This is a genomic window from Nioella sediminis (assembly GCF_001879695.1).
Lineage (GTDB): Bacteria > Pseudomonadota > Alphaproteobacteria > Rhodobacterales > Rhodobacteraceae > Nioella > Nioella sediminis.
This window is the reverse complement of record NZ_MNBL01000096.1, coordinates 1-16,050: the sequence shown is the minus strand read 5'-3', so window position 1 is coordinate 16,050 and position 16,050 is coordinate 1. Positions and strand designations below refer to the sequence as shown.

General features: G+C 65.4%; 17 protein-coding genes. 14 read left to right on the top strand and 3 right to left on the bottom strand.

All coding sequences use genetic code 11. From position 1 onward, the window contains the following. The 8 genes from BKY26_RS20875 to BKY26_RS12410 all read left to right on the top strand — a co-directional run. A partial coding sequence (locus BKY26_RS20875) for an NADP-dependent isocitrate dehydrogenase (protein WP_131541855.1) occupies positions 1-94 on the top strand: 94 nt, incomplete at its 5' end. Between the two features lie 270 nt (positions 95-364). Further along, positions 365-1,459 carry an S-methyl-5-thioribose-1-phosphate isomerase gene (gene mtnA / locus BKY26_RS12435; protein ID WP_071690710.1) on the top strand — a complete coding sequence of 365 codons (1,095 nt, stop codon included), beginning with the start codon at positions 365-367 and terminating at the stop codon, positions 1,457-1,459. After that, entirely contained in the window at positions 1,456-2,115 is a 660-nt protein-coding gene (locus tag BKY26_RS12430; protein ID WP_071690709.1) for a class II aldolase/adducin family protein, read from the top strand. The genes mtnA and BKY26_RS12430 overlap by 4 nt, the downstream gene beginning before the upstream one ends. 111 nt (positions 2,116-2,226) lie before the next feature. Then, on the top strand, positions 2,227-2,841 hold the full coding sequence (locus BKY26_RS12425; RefSeq protein ID WP_071690708.1) for a DUF4178 domain-containing protein: 615 nt from the start codon (positions 2,227-2,229) through the stop codon (positions 2,839-2,841). After that, a complete protein-coding gene (locus tag BKY26_RS12420) occupies positions 2,838-4,199 on the top strand; it encodes a DUF4178 domain-containing protein (protein WP_071690707.1) in 1,362 nt (453 codons plus the stop codon). The genes BKY26_RS12425 and BKY26_RS12420 overlap by 4 nt, the downstream gene beginning before the upstream one ends. A gap of 1 nt (position 4,200) precedes the next feature. Then, the gene (locus BKY26_RS20270) at positions 4,201-4,368 is read left to right on the top strand and encodes a hypothetical protein (protein ID WP_158514334.1); all 168 of its coding nucleotides are present in this window, start codon (positions 4,201-4,203) and stop codon (positions 4,366-4,368) included. A 13-nt stretch (positions 4,369-4,381) separates the two neighbouring features. Further along, positions 4,382-4,606 carry a DUF350 domain-containing protein gene (locus tag BKY26_RS12415; RefSeq protein ID WP_071690706.1) on the top strand — a complete coding sequence of 75 codons (225 nt, stop codon included), beginning with the start codon at positions 4,382-4,384 and terminating at the stop codon, positions 4,604-4,606. Beyond that, positions 4,603-6,147, top strand: coding sequence for a polyamine aminopropyltransferase (locus BKY26_RS12410; RefSeq protein ID WP_071690705.1), 1,545 nt, complete (start codon positions 4,603-4,605; stop codon positions 6,145-6,147). The genes BKY26_RS12415 and BKY26_RS12410 overlap by 4 nt, the downstream gene beginning before the upstream one ends. Here the strand turns inward: BKY26_RS12410 and speD are convergent, their stop codons facing one another. Then, a complete protein-coding gene (gene speD / locus BKY26_RS12405; RefSeq protein ID WP_071690704.1) occupies positions 6,148-6,504 on the bottom strand; it encodes an adenosylmethionine decarboxylase in 357 nt (118 codons plus the stop codon). Positions 6,505-6,624: 120 nt separating this feature from the next. On the opposite strand from speD, the gene BKY26_RS12400 reads away from it, so the two are divergent. Further along, a complete protein-coding gene (locus BKY26_RS12400; protein WP_071690703.1) occupies positions 6,625-7,398 on the top strand; it encodes an HpcH/HpaI aldolase family protein in 774 nt (257 codons plus the stop codon). 132 nt (positions 7,399-7,530) lie between these two features. On the opposite strand, the gene BKY26_RS12395 is transcribed toward BKY26_RS12400, so the two are convergent. After that, positions 7,531-8,727, bottom strand: a complete 1,197-nt coding sequence (locus tag BKY26_RS12395; protein ID WP_071690712.1) for a M20 family metallo-hydrolase — start codon at positions 8,725-8,727, stop codon at positions 7,531-7,533. 91 nt (positions 8,728-8,818) lie between these two features. Here BKY26_RS12395 and BKY26_RS12390 point away from each other — a divergent pair, with 91 nt between their 5' ends. Continuing rightward, on the top strand, positions 8,819-9,580 hold the full coding sequence (locus tag BKY26_RS12390) for a FadR/GntR family transcriptional regulator (protein WP_071690702.1): 762 nt from the start codon (positions 8,819-8,821) through the stop codon (positions 9,578-9,580). Between the two features lie 163 nt (positions 9,581-9,743). On the opposite strand, the gene BKY26_RS12385 is transcribed toward BKY26_RS12390, so the two are convergent. Continuing rightward, a complete protein-coding gene (locus BKY26_RS12385; RefSeq protein WP_071690701.1) occupies positions 9,744-10,409 on the bottom strand; it encodes a DUF1028 domain-containing protein in 666 nt (221 codons plus the stop codon). 92 nt (positions 10,410-10,501) lie between these two features. Between BKY26_RS12385 and BKY26_RS12380 the strand changes: the two genes are divergently transcribed. The 4 genes from BKY26_RS12380 to BKY26_RS12365 all read left to right on the top strand — a co-directional run bounded on the left by BKY26_RS12380 (position 10,502) and on the right by BKY26_RS12365 (position 16,006). Continuing rightward, positions 10,502-12,076 (top strand): ABC transporter substrate-binding protein, encoded by a 1,575-nt coding sequence (locus tag BKY26_RS12380; protein ID WP_071690700.1) that lies wholly within the window; start codon positions 10,502-10,504, stop codon positions 12,074-12,076. A 146-nt stretch (positions 12,077-12,222) separates the two neighbouring features. Further along, positions 12,223-13,170 (top strand): ABC transporter permease, encoded by a 948-nt coding sequence (locus BKY26_RS12375; RefSeq protein ID WP_071690699.1) that lies wholly within the window; start codon positions 12,223-12,225, stop codon positions 13,168-13,170. Next, positions 13,170-15,050, top strand: a complete 1,881-nt coding sequence (locus BKY26_RS12370) for a dipeptide/oligopeptide/nickel ABC transporter permease/ATP-binding protein (RefSeq protein ID WP_071690711.1) — start codon at positions 13,170-13,172, stop codon at positions 15,048-15,050. Before BKY26_RS12375 ends, BKY26_RS12370 begins: the two co-directional genes overlap by 1 nt. Continuing rightward, positions 15,047-16,006: an ABC transporter ATP-binding protein gene (locus tag BKY26_RS12365; RefSeq protein WP_071690698.1), complete on the top strand. Its 960-nt coding sequence runs from the start codon at positions 15,047-15,049 to the stop codon at positions 16,004-16,006. Before BKY26_RS12370 ends, BKY26_RS12365 begins: the two co-directional genes overlap by 4 nt. Positions 16,007-16,050: the final 44 nt, after the last annotated feature.

Below are 16,050 nucleotides of genomic sequence, written 5' to 3'. Positions count from 1 at the left end.
GGCAGCCGATATCGGCGGCTACTACAAGCCCTCGGTGGAAAAGAAGGCCGCCGTCATGCGGCCCTCGGCCACCTTGAACGCGATCATCGGCTAAACCCGCTAACACCAGACACCAAAGAAGGCCGCCCGCACCCCGCAGGCGGCCTTTTCATCTTGGCCAAAATACCTCCGCCGGAGGCACCCGACCCAACCACCAGCGGACCGGTTGACACCTAGACCGTCCCTCCCCACGCATCCGCGGCAGCACGCGCCGAGGAGGTCCCCGCGCAAGCGGGGGGTGACGAGGCGCGTTCCCCGGTCGACGCGCCAGAGGCGCGGCGAAACCCGCTTGACCGGCACGCCCCCCCGCCCCATGCATAACCCCATGAAAGTCAACGGTACCCCCTACCGCTCCCTGTGGTGGAGCGACGAAACCAAGGCGCTGCAGATCATCGACCAGCGCTGGCTCCCGCACGCGTTCCGCATCCAGCAGCTGGACAGTCTCGCCGACTACTGCACCGCGATCCGCGACATGCATGTGCGCGGCGCACCGCTCATTGGCGCCACAGCCGCCTACGGCATGGCCTTAGCGCTGACGCAGGACAGCTCTGACAGCGCCATGGCCGAGGCCTATGACCGGCTCCACGCCACGCGACCCACGGCGATCAACCTCAGATGGGCGCTCGACCGGGTGACCGCCGCGATGAATTCCCTGCGCGAACAGGACCGCGCCGCCGCCGCGCTGGCCCTCGCCCATGAAATCGCCGACGAGGATGTGGAGATCAACCGCCGCATCGGGGTCCACGGGCTCAATCTCATCAAGGCCATCGCAGAGAAAAAGCCAAAGGGCGAACCCGTCCGCCTGCTCACCCATTGCAACGCGGGCTGGCTCGCTACCGTCGACTGGGGCACCGCGACCAGCCCCATGTATCACGCCCATGACGCGGGCATTCCCCTCCATGTCTGGGTCGATGAAACCCGGCCCCGCAACCAGGGCGCGTTGACCGCGTGGGAACTGGGCAGCCATGGCATTTCGCACAGCTACATCACCGACAATGCGGGCGGTCACCTGATGCAGCGCGGGCTGGTCGATCTGGTCATCACCGGCACCGACCGCACCACGCGCACGGGCGATGTCTGCAACAAGATCGGCACCTATCTCAAGGCGCTTGCCGCCCGCGACAATGGCGTGCCCTTCTACGTCGCGCTGCCCTCACCCACCATCGACTGGACGGTCTCGGACGGCGTGGCCGAGATCCCCATCGAGGATCGTCCCGAGCACGAGATCACCCATATCCAGGGCCGGGACGCGACTGGCATCTCCAGCGTGCAGGTCACGCCCGAAGGCACCGGCGCAGGCAACCCCGCCTTCGACGTCACGCCCGCGCGGCTGGTCACGGGGCTCATCACCGAACGCGGCCTCTGCGAGGCCTCCGAAGCGGGGCTTGCAGGCCTCTTCCCCGAGATGGCCGCACCATGACGCCCCCCTATGCGGACACGACAGACGCAAGGCAGGCGATCATCGACGCCTGCCTGAAACTTACCGCCGAGGGCATCAACCAGGGCACCTCGGGCAATGTCTCGGTCCGGGCGGGCGAGGCGATGCTGATCACCCCCTCGGGCGTTCCTTACGAGGACATGACCCCCGACATGATCCAAAGGGTGCCGCTGTCGGGTGAGCCGACCCCGCAAGGCAACCTCCGGCCCTCCTCCGAATGGCGCTTCCATCAGGCGCTTTACAACGCCAAACCCGACATGCACGCGGTCGTCCATGCGCATCCTGTCAATTGCACCGCGCTGGCGCAGAACCGCAGGGCCATCCCGGCGGTGCATTACATGGTTGCGGCCTTCGGCGGCCATGACGTGCCGCTGGCGGGCTACGCACTCTTTGGCGGCACGGAGCTGGCGCGGAACGTCACCGCCGCCATGGCCGACCGCCACGCCTGCCTGATGGCCAACCACGGCGCCACGGTGGTGGGGGAAAGCCTGCCGAAAGCGCTCTGGCGCATGGGTGAATTGGAGGCTCTGGCACAGGGTTATATCCTCTCGCTGTCCATCGGCACGCCGCATCTGCTCGACCGGCTTCAGATCGAGGAAGCGCTTGCCGCCTTCGCCGACTACGGCCACCGTGACTGACCGGGGGCGGGAAATTCTGACTTTATTTCGCAGCCATCCCCGCTTAGGCTGACCCGAGTTACCGATATTCCGCCCCACGCCTGGGGCCATTTGCAGACCACAGATTGCCAGATGAGCACATTCAGCTGTCCCAATTGCGGCGATGACGTCAGCCCCACCATTGCGCGGGCGCGGATGGTGACCTGCCCCTCCTGCGATTCGACGATCCTGATCGAGTCCGATGCCGTGCGGCTGGCGGGCGAACAGGGCGTGATGCACGAGGTGCCCATGCTCTTCGACATCGGCGATACGGTGATCTGCGGCAAGACCACGGTCACGCTGCATGGCCACGCGCGGTTTTCCTATGGCCGCGGCTTCTGGGAAGAATTCTGGGGCCAGACCCCCTCGGGCGAGTCCGCCTGGGTCTCGATCGATGAGGGCGATGTGGTGGTGCAGCAGCCTGTCCCCGCCAGCAATTACCCCCGAAGCCAGGGCGAATTCCGGCCGGGGCGCGAGATCACCTGCCAGAACCAGCATTTCAGGGTGGTCGAAGTCGACAGCGCCGAATGCGTGGCCTTGCGCGGCAGTTTCGACGAGGAACTGAAAGTGGGCGAAACCTACAGCTTCGTGAACGCGCAGGCCTCGAACGGTCGCCTGCTGTCGGGCGAGCTTTGGGAGGGCGGGCAATCCTGGTTCCTGGGGACCTGGTTTGATCCCTTCGAGATCAAGGTCAGGAGGCAGTCATGAGCCTTGCCGCCGCCACCACTTCCGTCAACTGCACCTCCTGCGGGGCCGGGCTCGACGTGCTCGGCGGCGGGCGCGTGATGGTCCATATCTGCCCCTATTGCGGGGCCGAGCTGGACGTTCAGGACAATTACGCCGTCATCGCCAAGTTCGACGGGCTCAAACGCCCCGACAGCCCGTTCCGCATCGGCATGTCCGGCAAGATCAGGGGCGCCGAATACACCGTGATCGGCATGCTGGAGTTCCGCGAACGCTATCGCGGCCAGACCTGGACCTGGATCGACCACCAGCTCTATTCGCCCACCCATGGCTATGCCTGGCTGACCATCGAGGACGGGCATCTGGTGTTTACCCGCCGCTACCGGAGGCCCGTCTGGCTGTCCGAGGGGCAGGTGGAACGCGCCGATCACCCACCGACCATCACCATTGATGGGGAACGCTACCGATATTACGAGACCTCCACCGGCGAGATCACCTTCGCCGAGGGCGAATTCACCTGGGCGCCAAAGATCGGGGACAAGACCACAACGGTCACGGTTCTCGCGGACGAGGCGATGCTGGGGTTCTCGGAAACCAATCAGGAACGCGAGGTCTATCGTTCGGAACTGGTGGACAGCGCCGAGGTCTCCGCCTCCTTCGGGGTCAGCACCCCGCCGGTGCCGCAGGGCGTCCACCCGATGACGCCGTATCAGTCCGGCGGCAACGACCGGTTCATGCTGATCACGTCGCTGATCGCCTTGGTGGCCTGCATCGTCCTGGGCTTCTTCTTCGACAATCGTACCGGAACGGTGGTCGGCGATCCCATCGTGCTCGAGACCCGTCAGATCCCGGCCGCCGTACCGATCACGATCCCGAATGTGACCGGCCCGGTCCGGCTGACCTTCGACGGCACCCCCTATGTCACGCCAACGCTGGCCAACCCGCCCAGCATCCCGGTCTATGCCCGCGCGTCGATTGATCTGGCCCATCCCGATGGCCGGTCGGTGTCCGAGGCGCCCCGGCGGGCGGTCGTGACCGTTGGCGGGCAGCGTCAAGGGGCCGCTGCCGGCAGCCGCAACCATACCGAACTGGTGTTCCCGTCCGCGATGGCGGGCGATTACCAGCTGAACCTCAGATGGTCCGGGCAAGGACCGACCAGCGCCAATACGCTTGCCGGCTTCGAGGGCGAAATCACCAGTGCCAGCCAGCTCCATTTCGCGGAAGGCAATGTCACGATCCGCACCTATGCGGGGATTTCCAGCGGCTACTGGCTCTATCGGCTGGCCATCGTCTTCGTGATCCTTGCGATCATCGCCCTCCTTGGCAAATGGAACTTCAACCGCAAACGCTGGAGCGGCTCGGACTGGACGAGCGAGGACTGACATGAACCTGTTTCGCACCATCTTCCTTGCCTTTACCATCGTCGCCGTCCTCGGCGTCTCCTACGTCGCCTATCGGGGCGCGGCCCCCGACACGTCCGGGCGGCAGGTTTCGCTGAGAACCGGCAGCGGCGGCAATTCCGGCTTCTTCGGCTTCGGTCGCGTCAAATAAGAAAGAGGATCCAATGGAACTGTTTGCAGAGCTTCAACTGGCCGAAATTCTCGGCACCATCGTCTATACCGGCATCGGCATGGTGCTGATGTGGATCGTGTGGAAGATCATCGTCGCGGCCTCGCCCTTCCCGATCATCAAGGAGATCGAGGAAGATCAGAACATCGCATTGGCCGTCATGATCGGCATGCTGTTCCTGTCCATCGCCATCATCATCGCGGCTGTCATCGTTTCATGACACCAGCCGCCGCGCCGCGGCTGCGCGAGGTCTGGCTGCTGGCGGCGACCTTTCTGGTCGCCATTGCCGGGCTGATCTACGAACTGGTCGCTGCCACCGTCTCCAGCTACCTGCTCGGGGATTCCGTGCGCCAGTTCTCGCTGGTGATCGGGATCTTCCTGTCATCCATGGGGCTTGGATCGTGGCTGTCGCGCTATGTGGGGCAGGCGTTTTCGGGCTTTGTCTGGGCGCAGATCCTTCTGGGGCTGGTCGGCGGCTTCATGGCGCCGGTTTTATTCATCATCTACGGCTGGATGGGCGAGGTGGGCCTGCCGCTCTACGGCATGCTCATCGCCGTGGGGGTATTGTCGGGCATGGAGATTCCGCTGATTGTCCGCATCCTGAAGGCCGAGGGCGCCAGCGAGTTCCGCTTTGAAAACGTGCTGACCGTGGACTATGTGGGCGCGCTGGCCGCGTCGCTGGCCTTTCCGATGCTGATCATCCCGCATCTTGGCCTGATGTCGGCCAGCCTCGCCTTCGGGGCGCTGAATCTCGGGGTTGCGGGCCTGTCGCTGTGGATTTTCCGCGATCTGGTGACACGGACACAGGTGACCTTCTGGGCGCTCGCCTTCGCCGCCACGCTTGGCGGGCTGGTGCAATCGGAACGGCTGGTCTCCGTCGCGGATGCCGGGCTATATGAGGATAGCATCATCTTCGATCAGGCCACGCCCTATCAGCAGATCACCGTGACCCGTTTTCAGGACCGGGTGCGGCTTTTCCTCGACCATTCCATCCAGTTCGACAGCATCGACGAGTACCGCTATCACGAGCTTCTGGTGCATCCCGCCATGGGCCTCGCGCGCCGCGCCCGCAACATCCTGATCCTCGGCGGCGGCGACGGCATGGCCACGCGCGAAGTGCTGCGCCACGAGGATGTGGAAACCGTGACGCTGGTCGATCTCGATCCCGCCGTGACCGCGCTTTTCCGCGACCACCCCGACCTTGCACCGCTGAACGATCACGCCTTCAGCGACCCGCGCGTGACGATCATCAATTCCGACGCGTGGGAGTTCATCGAACACGCAGACACGCTCTATGACGTCATCATCCTCGACCTGCCAGACCCCAAGAACCTCGCCCTCTCGCGGCTCTATTCGCGCAGCTTCTATGGGCTGTTGGCCGAGCGGCTCTCGACCCACGGGCTGATCGTGACCCAGGCGGGATCACCGCTCTTCGCGCGGCAGGCCTTCTGGTCTCTGGTCGAAACCTTTGAAAGTGCCACCAACCCCCTGACCCCCGGCACGGCCGGGCTCTGGACACTGCCCTACCACACCTATGTGCCCAGTTTCGGGGAATGGGGCTTCATCATCGCCGCGCCTTTGGAACACGGGGCGGACAACCTGCCCCTGCCCGACGGTCTACGCTATCTGAACGAAGACGAATGGCAGGCCGCACGGCTTTTCGGGGGGGATGTGTCTCGGGTCGAGGCAGAGGCCAACACCCTGCAATCCCATGCGCTTGTGGGCTATTACCTCGATGGCTGGGACCGCTGGTTCCCCTGATCACCCCTGCCCGCGCGCGATCTCGGTGATCACCACCCGCTCGGGCCGCAGAACCGCGCGCAGATGGTCGGCGGCCTTATGGGCATCTGACCGGCCACAGAGAAAGATATCGACCGCTGCATAACCGGTCTCGGGCCATGTGTGGATCGAGATATGCGATTCCGCCAGCACCAGCACGCCCGTCACCCCGTGACCCTCGCCGAAATGGTGCAGGTGGTCGGCCAGAACCGTGGCCCCCGCAGCCGCCGCCGCGCCGCGCAGGGCGCTGTCCAGCGCCGCCTGATCATCCAGATGCGAGGCCCCGTATAGGTCCACGATCAGGTGTAATCCGGGGCTGTGGTCGGGCAGGTCGCTCATCCCTCCGCAATAGCCCGGCCCTTGCCGGATGAGAAGCCCGCATGCGATCTTTCCTTCGCCGCGCGCCCGTGCAATGCTGAACAAGTCAACTAACCGCCCCCCCATGAAGGAGCCGCCCCCATGGACCTGCCCAAGAACGCCTTCAAAGCCGCCCTCAAGGCGGGCCAGAAACAGATCGGCATGTGGGTCTCGATCCCCGATAGTGGCGTGGTCGAACTGCTGGCGGGTTGTGGTTATGACTGGCTGCTGATCGACACGGAACATTCCGCCATGGGCGCGGTCGAGACATTGCCGCTGATGCAGGCCGCCGCGCCCTATCCGGTCAGCACCGTGGTGCGGCCCGGCTGGAACGACGCGGTCGAAATCAAGAAGCTGCTGGATTGCGGGGCGCAATCGCTGCTGATCCCTTATGTCCAGAACGCGGACGAGGCCGCCGCCGCCGTCGCCGCCACCCGCTATCCGCCACATGGCATAAGGGGCATGGCGGGGACGACACGGGCCACGCGCTATGGCGCGGTCAGGGATTACGCCACCCGCGCGCATGAGGAAATCTGCCTGCTGGTTCAGGTCGAAACCGCCGAGGCACTTGACCAGATCGAGGCCATCGCGGCGGTCGAGGGAGTCGACGGCATCTTCATCGGCCCCGCCGATCTGGCCGCCTCCATGGGCTATCCCGGCCAGGGCTCGCACCCCGAGGTCAAGGCCGCCGTTGTCGATGCGGTCAAGCGCATCACCGCCGCCGGTCTGCCCGCCGGGTTCTTGTCGCTCGATCCGGTGATGCTGGACGCGGTGAACGCGGCGGGCGGCACGTTCATCGCCGTCGATGTGGACATGGTGCTGCTGCGGCGCGAGGCCACCGCCAAGGCCGCCCAATGGCGCGACAAGATCGGCTGATCCGACGCCGCGCACCGGTGCCAAGACTCCTTCTCTTCGAATGACTCACCGCGCCCCGCCACACGCCCGTGGCAACGCGCGCCGACGAGGGCTCCCCTGAAAGGGGGGCTTGAGAAGGCGCGCTCCCCCGCCTCACATCTCCATCAGCGCCCGCGCCAGCACCTCCACCGCCACGCCCATATCCTCGGGACTGGCATATTCCTCGGGCCGGTGGCTCAGCCCGCCCCGGCATCGCAGGAACAGCATCGCCATGGGGCAGAGATCGGCCATGGCCGAGGCATCATGGGTGGCACCGGAGGGCAGTACCGGCACCCCCTCCCCCGCGGCCCGGCGCAGCACCGCGACAAGATCGGTATCGCAGGCCATTGCGGGCTGCACATAACTGCGTTCGAACCTCACTTCACACCCCGCCGCGCGCGCGCCCGCGTCCGCCACCTCCCGGCAGCGCGCCGCGCAGGCCTCGCGCTCCGCGTCCTGCTCGGCGCGAATTTCCAGCACCAGCCGCACCTCCTCGGGGATCGCATTGGCAACATTGGGATGCAGGTGCATTTCGCCCACCGTAGCGCGCAAACCCGGCCAGTCAGCGGCCAAACCCGGAAGCGCCGCGATCAGCGCCGAGGCCGCCACCAGCGCATCGCGCCGCGCCTCCATCGGCACCGTTCCTGCGTGGCCGGTCTCGCCCCGAAAGATCAGCGCATTGCGTTCGATCCCACAGATGCTGCTGACCACACCGACGGGCTGGCCTGCGCGTTCCAGCACCGGCCCCTGTTCGATATGCAGCTCCAGATAGCCGCGTATGCCTGCGGAGTCGCGCCTCAGGCCCGCCACCGCTTCGGGGTCGCCCCCGAATTCCGCAAGAGCCTGCCGAAGCGACACCCCTTCCGCGTCGCAACGCTCCAGCACGCCCGGATCGAAGGTGCCCGCCAGCGCCCTTGGCCCCATCAGCGCGGTGGGAAAGCGCACCCCCTCCTCATCGGCGAAGGCCAGCACCTCGACCGCAAAGGGCAGGTCACGATCCCAAAGGCGCTCCAGCGCCAGACAGGCCAGCGCGATGCCCATGATGCCGTCATAGGCCCCGCCGCCGCGCACCGAATCCTGATGTGACCCGATCAGCAGCGTCCCGGCCCCCGCCGGCCCCTCGCGCCGTCCCACCAGAGTGCCCGCCGCGTCCATATGCACCGTCAGCCCGGCGCGGGTCATCCACTGGTCGATCTGCGCGATCGCCGCGCAATGCGCCGCCGTGAAGGGAAAGCGCGTCACCCCCGGCCCGGGCGCGCTGCACTCGGCAATCTCTGCCAGACGACGCGCCGCCTCTTGCCCCCAATCCATGATCGCCTCCGAATTTATCATGATAATTTATTCCCTACACAAGCCAGCCGCTTGGGTCTAGGTTCATCATGATAAATCAGCGCCGAGCCACATGACCGACACGCCTGCAAAACCGAGTTCCCCCCGCCGGTCCCGCCCCGTCAAGGTGGCTGACCAGATCAAGGATTGGGTCGTGGAACGCGACCTCAAACAGGGTGCGAAGCTGCCCAATGAGGCCGAGATGATCGCGCTTTTCGGGGTCTCGAAAGGCACCGTGCGCGAGGCGATGCGGATTCTGGAGGCGCAGGGCCTGATCGTCACCCGCACCGGCCCCGGCGGCGGCAGTTTCGTGGGCGAGGTCAGCCTTGAACGCGCCAAGTCGCTGCTTGCCAACTACTTCTATTTCCAGGATCTCTCGGTGTCCGACATCTACCAGATGCGCAAGGTGGTGGAACCGGAACTGGCGGCATCGCTGGCGGGCACGCTGAAGCCCGACCAGATCGCCGAGCTGCGCGGGCTTGTGCAACAATATGACCGGCCCGCGGAATCGCCAGAGGAAGAGCGGGACCAGCATATCGCATCGCTCAGGTTTCACGCCAAGCTGGCGGAATATTCCCGCAATCCGCTGCTCGCTTTCATGGTCTCGTTCATGGCGCGAATCCTGACGGATCTGACCGTTTATCGCCGTCTCTATGAACCCCATAACGAGGAACTGCGCGTGCGCGGACAACGCCATCAGCTCGACCTTGTGGAAGCGTTGGAAGCAGGCGATGCCGACCGGGCCGAAGCGATCATGCGCTCCCATATGCTTGGCGCGGAATCCCTGATGCAGCGACAGGAAGCCCGCGTCATGCGCCGGTTCATCGCGGAATAGGCTTTGAGGTCAGCGCGACCACGCGATTTCGAAATCGCGTCCTTGTGGCCGGGTCCCGGCCACGCCCCCGCCGACCCCGAAGCGCACCAGTCCGATCCGATGGGCCGCGCGCCCTTGCAGGGCGCGGTTGACGCGATTTCGAAATCGCGTTCTCGCCCCCAGCTCATACCGGTGCGCGCGATTTGTCCGTCAGAACCGGCACCTCGTCCAGCCAATCCGCATAGGGGGGCGTCCGGGCGGCCTGCAACAACGCGCCCAGATCGTCCAGCGGCCGATCGCTCCGGTCGATCCGCAGATCCAGAGGCGGCGCATCGGGGCGCAGCACCAGCAGCGCCGCAGAGAGCAGCCCGCGCGAATCACCCCCGGCCCTCTCTGCCGCCCTCAGGCTCGCCAGCAGCCGCTCGGCCATGTCCTCTCCTTCACCGTCCCGGAACCGCGCGACAAGCGCGTCCAGAACCGCCTCCGAGCTCAGCATGTTGCCCGCCACGGCCAGCCCGCCAAAGCAGCGATGCGCGGCGGCGGGCACGCTCTTGCCGCCGGTAAAGCCCCCGGCCCGGCCTGCCGCATCCAGCGTGATCAGCTGCCGGTGCCCGCGCCCCGCATCCCCTTGAGTTACTGCGAAAACCGCGTCTCCGGCGCTCACCCCCTGACCCATCAGGCGAATCGCCTCATCGCGCCAGAAGGTGCTCGGCGCGGTGCCCTGCGACGCCGACAGCCCGCGTTCGATATCGCCGCGAATGACCCATCCGCCCACGCAGAGGCTGCCCGTTGCGGCGGCTGCCGCGTAAGTGCCTGTTTTCTGGTCATGGGCAAGAATCGAGAAGGTCATGCCGGGCTCCTGCTAATATTTCTCTTGAATTTATCATGATCATTTGCGTGAATGCAATTCATCATGATAAATTCCACAGGGAAGGATCTGCCATGAAACTGCTGACCATGACACGGCGCGCGCTGCTTGCCGCCGTGGCGGCTTCGGCGCTGGCCATCGGGGCCAACCCCGCCGCTGCACAAACTCCGCCCGGCGTTCTCGTCGTCGGCCAGGTGGCCGAGCCTCAGGCGCTCGACCCCCATGCCGTGACCGCCGTCAACGACTTCCGCATCCTGATGAATGTCTATGACGGGCTGGTGCGCTACGCCTCCGGCACGCTGGAGGTCGAACCGGCACTCGCCACCTCCTGGGAGATCTCCGAGGACGGCACCGTCTACACCTTCACCCTGCGCGAAGGCGTCAGCTTCCATGACGGCAGCGCCTTCAATGCCGAGGCCGTGGTGTTCAACTTCGACCGGATGCTCGACGAAAACCACCCCTACCACGACACCGGCCCGTTCCCGCTGTCCTTCTTCTTCTCCGCCGTGGAAGAGGTCGAGGCGCTGGATGACATGACGGTTCAGTTCACCCTGAACGCGCCCTACGCGCCGTTCCTGTCGAACCTCGCCTATCCCACGGGCCTGATCGTGTCGCCCGCCGCGGTGATGGAGCACGGGGCCGAATTTGGCCGCAACCCGTCCGGCACCGGTGCCTTCGTCTTCGAGGAATGGCGCGCAAACGAAGCCGTGGTCGTGACCGGCAACCCCGATTACTGGGGCGGTGCGCCCGCACTGGAGGCCGTGGTCTTCCGTCCGATCACCGATGCCAACACCCGCGTGGCTGAAATGCTGGCAGGCGGCATCGACATGATGGTCGAGGTTCCGCCGGTGGCCCTGTCCGAATTCGGCGGCGACAGCTTCCAGATCGTCGAACAGGCCGGCCCGCATGTCTGGTTCCTGATCCTGAACGCGCTGGAAGGCCCGTTTGCCGATGTGCGCGTCCGTCAGGCCGCAAACTACGCGATCAACAAAGAGGCCATCGTGAACGATGTTCTGGAAGGCACCGCCGCCGTTGCGGCAGGCCCCACCCCGCCCGCCTTCGCATGGGCCTATAACAACGATCTCGAACCCTACCCCTACGACCCCGACCGCGCCCGCGAACTGCTGGCCGAGGCCGGTGTCGAGAACCCCGAGATCACCTTCTACGTGACCGAGGGCGGATCGGGCATGCTGGACCCCGTTGCCATGGGCACCGCCATTCAGGCGGACCTGGAGGCCGTGGGCTTCGACGTCACCATCGAAACCTATGAATGGAACACCTTCCTTGGCCGCGTGAACCCGGGCCTCGAAGGCGAAGCCGACATGGCCGAGATGGCGTGGATGACCAACGACCCCGACACCCTGCCCTACCTGGCGCTGCGCACCGATGCGTGGCCCGATCAGGGCGGCTTCAACTCCGGCTACTATTCCAACCCCGAAGTTGACGCCCTGCTGGAAGAGGCCCGCACCTCGACCGATCAGGACCGCCGCGCCGAACTCTATCGCCAGATGCAGGTGATCGTGCAAGAGGATGCCCCGTGGGTCTTCGTGGCCAACTGGGTGCAGAACGCGGTGACCTCGGACCGGGTCGAAAACTTCGCTCTGGAACCCTCCTTCTTCCTGCTTCTGCATGACGTGGTGAAGAACTGAGCCTAAGCTGAGCGCCGCGGCGGGGGCCTCCCTTCCCCTCGCCGCGGCGCGTTTTTGTCTGCACGGGGGTGTACAGGGGGTGTACGCCCGGTGCACGGGGGGCACCCCCCCACTTTTCAGCCCCCGCCGACCGGAGATTTCCTGCCATGGGCCGCTACATCCTCCGCCGACTTCTGTCCGCCATTCCGGTGCTGATCGGCATCTCGGTGATCGTCTTCGCGATCATGGCGATGATCCCCGGCGACCCCGCCACCGCCATTCTGGGCAGCTACGCGACACCCGAAAACGTGGCCGAACTGAACCGCGATCTGGGGCTCGATCAGCCACTTGTGCAACGCTATTTCATCTGGCTGGGGAACCTTGTTCAGGGCGATCTGGGACGCAGTTTCAACCTCAACCGCCCGGTGCTGGACGAGGTTCTGGAACGCTTCAACGCAACGCTGATCCTTGCGGGCACGGCGTTTATACTCTGTTCATTCCTGGGGATTGCCGCTGGCGTCATCTCTGCCGCGCGTCAATACGGATTTGCGGACAAGGCGATCACCTTCGCGGTTTTGCTAGGAATTTCAATCCCTTCCTTCTTTCTTGGCATGATGATGATCCTGATCTTCGCGGTGAACCTGCGCTGGTTCCCGGTCTCGGGCATGTGGCCGATCTACGGTACGCGCGATATCTGGGCGCTGATTGATCACCTGACCATGCCCGCGCTGGCGCTCGCCGTGGTGGCCACCGGCGTCATCGCCCGCCTGTCGCGCTCTGCCATGCTGGAGGTGCTGCGTCAGGACTTCATCCGCACCGCGCGGGCCAAGGGCGTGCGTGAACGCGGCATCATCTGGCGCCACGCCTTGCGCGCCGCGATGGTCTCGATCATCCCCGTTCTGGGCATTCAGGCAGGCTTCGTCCTGTCCGGCGCGGTCTATATCGAGCGCGTGTTCCAATGGCCCGGCATCGGCCAGATGCTGGTCGACGCGATCCTGCGCCGTGACATCCTGCTGGTGCAGGGCGGCGTGGTCTTCGTTGCCGCCTGCTACGTTCTGTTCAACATCATCGTAGACGTCGCCCAAAGCCTGCTCGACCCGAGGATCAAGACATGATGGCCTTCCTCAAGCTCCTCGCCCGCAATCAACTGGCGCTGGCGGGGCTCATCGTGATGGGCCTTGTCGTGCTGCTGGCCGTTCTGACGCCGATCCTGCCGCTGGCCGACCCGGACGTGACGAACACACCCGCCCGCTTCACGCCGCCCTTTTCCGAAGGCGCGATCCTTGGCACCGACCATCTGGGCCGCGACCTGCTGTCCCGCCTGATGTGGGGCACGCGGCTTTCCCTCGCCGTGGGCTTCGCCGCCGCCTTCATCGCCGCCACGATCGGCGCCGCGATCGGCATCATCTCGGGCTATTACGGCGGGCGCACCGACAACATCATCATGCGCTTCGTCGATGTGCTGATGGCCTTCCCCTATATCCTGCTGGCACTGGCCATTGTCGCCGCGCTTGGCCCCGGCCTGATGAACGCACTCATAGCCGTCGCTGCCGTCAACATCCCGTTTTTTGCAAGAAATATCAGGGGCATCACCGTCGGTATCGCGCATAAGGAATTTGTCGATGCGGCCCGGCTGGCGGGACTTTCGGATGCCAAGATCATCCTGACCGAGATCCTGCCCAATGTGCTTCCGGTGATCGTCATCGCCATGTCCACCACCGTGGGCTGGATGATCCTGGAAACCGCGGGCCTCTCCTTCCTCGGGCTTGGGTCTCAACCGCCGCAGGCCGATCTGGGGTCGATGCTTGGTGAAGCGCGTTCGGCGCTCATCACCAACCCGCATACCTCGCTGGTGCCCGGCGTGATGATCCTGATCATCGTCATGGCGATCAATCTGCTTGGCGACGGGGTGCGCGATGCGCTGGACCCGCGCCTGAAATCCGGCGCGCTCAGCCGCCCCCTGCCCGCCACGCTGGTCGCCCGCGACCGGCAAACCGGCGAAACGGCGGATGGCACCGCCCTGCTGGAGCTGTCTCAACTTGAAACCCAGTTCCATATCGGCCCCCGCATCTACCGCGCTGTCGGTGGCGTCGACCTGCAAATCCAACCCGGCGAATGCCTTGGCCTCATTGGCGAAAGCGGCTCCGGCAAGTCGGTGACGGCGCTTTCCATCATGGGGCTCGTTGCCTCGCCACCCGGCAAGATCACCGGCGGATCAGTCTATTACCGGGGCGAAGAACTGGTCGGCGCGCCCTATGAATTGCTGCGCAGCCTGCGCGGGCGCAAGGTGGCCTATATCTTCCAGGACCCGCTGGCGACGCTCCATCCGCTCTATACCGTCGGCGATCAGCTGATCGAGGCGGTCCGCGTGCATCGCAAAGTGCCCAAGGCCGAGGCCCGCGCCCATGCCATCGAGCTGCTGAAATCCGTCCGCATTCCCAATGCCGAGGACCGGGTGGACAACTACCCGCACGAGATGTCGGGCGGCATGCGCCAGCGCGTCGGCATCGCCATGGCGCTGGCCAATGACCCCGACGTGATTATCGCGGATGAACCCACGACCGCGCTCGACGTGACCGTGCAGGCGCAGATCCTGACGCTGCTGGATGATCTGCGACGCGAACGCGACGTGGCGATCCTGTTCATCACCCATGATTTTGGTGTCGTCGCGCAGCTTTGTGACCGGGTGGCGGTCATGTATGCGGGCCGGATCGTGGAACAGGGCACCACGGATGAAATCCTCGCCACCCCCGCCCATCCCTATACCCGCCGCCTGATGGCCTGCGTGCCTGAACTGGGCGGCGGACGCAGGCGGCTGGAGGCCATTCCCGGCCTGCCCCCTGTCGTCGACAAACTGCCCGCGGGCTGTGCCTTCGCCGACCGCTGCGACAAGGTCCGCGCGGCCTGCCGTGAGGGCAACATCACGCTGGATGAAATCGGTGCAACCCGCCGGGTCCGCTGCATTGCCCCGGAAATCGAGGAGGTGCCCGCATGACCGCCGCCCTGAAGCTGACCAAGCTGAAAAAGGACTTCCCCGTCGGCAAGAGCCTCTTCGGCCCGCCCCGCGCGGTGGTGCACGCGGTGCAGCCGGTGACGCTGGAGGTCGCCAAGGGCGAAACCCTTGGCATCGTGGGCGAATCCGGCTGCGGCAAGTCCACCTTGGCGCGGATGCTGGTGGGGCTTCTGCCCGCCACGAAAGGCACGATCGAGATCGAGGGCGCGGCGCTCGACACTGCCGACCCGTCCGAGTTCGGCAAGAAGATCCAGTATGTCTTTCAGGACCCGATCTCGTCGCTGAACCCGCGCAAGACGATCCGCCAGATCATGGACGCGCCGCTGAAGCACCTGCACGGGATGCCCGCGCCGGAGCGGCGCAAACGGATCGCCGAGATCTTCGCCGCCGTGAACCTGCGCGAGGAATTCCTCGACCGCTATCCGCACGAGTTTTCCGGCGGGCAGGCGCAGCGGATCGGTATCGCGCGGGCGCTGGCCGCCGAGGCGCGTATCCTGATCCTTGATGAGCCGGTGTCGGCTTTGGATGTCTCCGTTCAGGCGCAGGTGCTGAACCTGCTGGCGGACCTGAAGGCGGAGTTCGGCCTCACCTACCTCTTCATCACCCATGATCTGGCGGTGGTGGAGGCGGTGAGCGACCGCATCGCGGTGCTCTATTTCGGTGCCCTGGTGGAGCTTGGCCCGGCGGAGCGCATCTTCTCCGCCCCCCGGCATCCCTATACCAAGCTGCTGGCCGAAAGCGCCCCGGTCGTGGGCCGTGACCTGAAAGCACCCGAGGGCCGGGAAACCGAACTCCCCGACCCGCTGAACCCGCCCCCCGGCTGTTCCTTCGCCGCCCGCTGCCCCTTCGCCAGCGACCGCTGTCGCGCCGAAGTGCCGGTGCTGGAGGATCAGGGCGACGGCGTGTCGGTGGCTTGTTTTCACCCGCTCGGCGGGTGACGGAACGCGACCCGACGGGGCGCGCTCCCTTTTACAGAAGGTTT

What these genes read in the sequence shown, in the direction of transcription:
- mtnA (WP_071690710.1), top strand. Translation starts at nt 365, where the DNA reads ATGAAAGTCAACGGTACCCCCTACCGCTCCCTGTGGTGGAGCGACGAA.
- BKY26_RS12400 (WP_071690703.1), top strand. Translation starts at nt 6,625, where the DNA reads ATGGACCTGCCCAAGAACGCCTTCAAAGCCGCCCTCAAGGCGGGCCAG.
- BKY26_RS12390 (WP_071690702.1), top strand. Translation starts at nt 8,819, where the DNA reads ATGACCGACACGCCTGCAAAACCGAGTTCCCCCCGCCGGTCCCGCCCC.
- BKY26_RS12395 (WP_071690712.1), bottom strand. Translation starts at nt 8,727, where the DNA reads ATGGATTGGGGGCAAGAGGCGGCGCGTCGTCTGGCAGAGATTGCCGAG.
- BKY26_RS20270 (WP_158514334.1), top strand. Translation starts at nt 4,201, where the DNA reads ATGAACCTGTTTCGCACCATCTTCCTTGCCTTTACCATCGTCGCCGTC.
- BKY26_RS12410 (WP_071690705.1), top strand. Translation starts at nt 4,603, where the DNA reads ATGACACCAGCCGCCGCGCCGCGGCTGCGCGAGGTCTGGCTGCTGGCG.
- BKY26_RS12380 (WP_071690700.1), top strand. Translation starts at nt 10,502, where the DNA reads ATGAAACTGCTGACCATGACACGGCGCGCGCTGCTTGCCGCCGTGGCG.
- BKY26_RS12370 (WP_071690711.1), top strand. Translation starts at nt 13,170, where the DNA reads ATGGCCTTCCTCAAGCTCCTCGCCCGCAATCAACTGGCGCTGGCGGGG.
- BKY26_RS12420 (WP_071690707.1), top strand. Translation starts at nt 2,838, where the DNA reads ATGAGCCTTGCCGCCGCCACCACTTCCGTCAACTGCACCTCCTGCGGG.
- BKY26_RS12430 (WP_071690709.1), top strand. Translation starts at nt 1,456, where the DNA reads ATGACGCCCCCCTATGCGGACACGACAGACGCAAGGCAGGCGATCATC.
- speD (WP_071690704.1), bottom strand. Translation starts at nt 6,504, where the DNA reads ATGAGCGACCTGCCCGACCACAGCCCCGGATTACACCTGATCGTGGAC.
- BKY26_RS12365 (WP_071690698.1), top strand. Translation starts at nt 15,047, where the DNA reads ATGACCGCCGCCCTGAAGCTGACCAAGCTGAAAAAGGACTTCCCCGTC.
- BKY26_RS12385 (WP_071690701.1), bottom strand. Translation starts at nt 10,409, where the DNA reads ATGACCTTCTCGATTCTTGCCCATGACCAGAAAACAGGCACTTACGCG.
- BKY26_RS12375 (WP_071690699.1), top strand. Translation starts at nt 12,223, where the DNA reads ATGGGCCGCTACATCCTCCGCCGACTTCTGTCCGCCATTCCGGTGCTG.
- BKY26_RS12415 (WP_071690706.1), top strand. Translation starts at nt 4,382, where the DNA reads ATGGAACTGTTTGCAGAGCTTCAACTGGCCGAAATTCTCGGCACCATC.
- BKY26_RS12425 (WP_071690708.1), top strand. Translation starts at nt 2,227, where the DNA reads ATGAGCACATTCAGCTGTCCCAATTGCGGCGATGACGTCAGCCCCACC.